This window comes from Pseudomonas neustonica (genome assembly GCF_003797945.1).
In the GTDB taxonomy this organism is placed as follows: domain Bacteria; phylum Pseudomonadota; class Gammaproteobacteria; order Pseudomonadales; family Pseudomonadaceae; genus Halopseudomonas; species Halopseudomonas neustonica.
Genome location: NZ_RKKU01000068.1, coordinates 1 through 1,561, shown reverse-complemented (window position 1 = coordinate 1,561; position 1,561 = coordinate 1). Strand labels below are relative to the sequence as shown.

Annotated in this window: 1 protein-coding gene; it reads right to left on the bottom strand. The window is 57.8% G+C overall.

The annotated features are described in order from the left end of the window. Positions 1-161: 161 nt before the first annotated feature. The gene (locus EF096_RS20120) at positions 162-1,463 is read right to left on the bottom strand and encodes an IS1380-like element ISMaq4 family transposase (protein ID WP_091812234.1); all 1,302 of its coding nucleotides are present in this window, start codon (positions 1,461-1,463) and stop codon (positions 162-164) included. Positions 1,464-1,561 lie beyond the last annotated feature (98 nt).

Below are 1,561 nucleotides of genomic sequence, written 5' to 3'. Positions count from 1 at the left end.
CCCGGATTTCTCATAGGTCCCCAGCAAGTCTCGCAGACTGTGCGGGTTACCGCCATTACCGCTCATTGGCGGCCGTGACTGATCAATAATCGATCAATTCCTGTTGTCCGGACACACGGCCCCCTTTCCCCCATTGAGTCGGGCCGGGGGAGCCCGGGCTTCTATCCCGGAACCAGTTGACGCACCAGGTCAGAGAGTTCGTCTTTGTAAGGATAGGCATCGCTCATCAACACCCGTATGCGCCGAGTGTTGCGAATGATGACCGCGCCCACCTTGATCAGCTTCAGCCGCAGGTTACTGGCGCTCATTCTCTCGAAGGGCGTCTTCTTCAAGTGGGCCCGTAATCGCTCGAACAGCGTGTAGGCAAAGCCCGACAGGAGCAACCGCCACTGATTGGTCCACCACCGCGTGCTGGAGGTGCGATCTGCGAACAGACACAACTGCTGATCCTTGATCCGGTTTTCCATGTCACCCCGGGCACAGTATTGCTCGTAGTAGAGTTTAACGCCGTCGTCGTAACGGGAACTGATAATGAACCTGGGGTTGGCACCCAGTTCGCCTTCCTCCAGACGCGCGATCACCCAGCGGGGGTGTTTCCAGGTTCGGGCCTGGTACTGGAACCGGTAGGTGGCGGAGACTTTTTCACCCAGTTCGTTGTGAGCCTTGCGAACCAGCATCGAGGGTACGTCTACCTCCTTGAGCAGCCGGCTGTTCTTGCTGATGCCGACCAGATAGTCCACGTTGTTCCGGTCGCACCAGCTCAGCAATCGGGGACGGTAAAAGCCGCTGTCACCCCGGAACACGATGCGGGTATCCGGCCAGTACTGCCGGATGAACTTCACCAGCAGGGCCAGAATGGCCCAGCTATGGCGGCTGTCGCTTCGATTGCTGGTGCGCAGGTAGCTCACCAACAGGTGACGGCCGCAGAACACGTACAGCGGGAAGTAACAATGGTGATCGTAGTAGGCGTTAAAGAACTTGCCGGGCTGGTCGCCATGCACCGGAACGTCGGTGCCATCGAAGTCCAGCACGATTTCCTTGGGTGGGGCGTCGTGCTGCTCAATGAAGTGATGCCACAGCAGTTCGTGGGCCTTGACCACGGCCTGCCGGTCCACGCGCTGCTCCATTCGGCACAGTGTTGATTTGCCCGCTAGAATGGCCGCTTCGCCAGTCGCGGTCTGAAGTGCCTGGTCAGCGCGTAACGTTTCGTGATCGTTCAGATCTTCGTATCCGGCGGCTACGCCAAAGACCCGTTGCCGGATCATGGTTTGAAGCTTGTGGCGAACCAGTACCGGATTACGGGCATCGTCCAGCACCGTAGCCAGGCGCTGAGTGAGCTGGTGTTGGTTGTCGACTTCGCGAAGCAAAAGCAGGCCGGCATCGGAGGTGATATGACCACCGGAGAAATCGGCTTCAATTTGACGGCGAGACAGTGGCGAGAAGGTCAGTTTTTCAGGTACCATTTTGGATAGCGGCTGTTGGTGCTTGGTGAACGGTGTAAGGTCCTGAAACTATAGCACTTTCAGCCGCTTTCTTTTATCCCCTCATGAGAAATCCGGGC

Coding starts and splice junctions, on each gene's coding strand:
- EF096_RS20120 (WP_091812234.1), bottom strand. CDS start 1,463: ATGGTACCTGAAAAACTGACCTTCTCGCCACTGTCTCGCCGTCAAATT.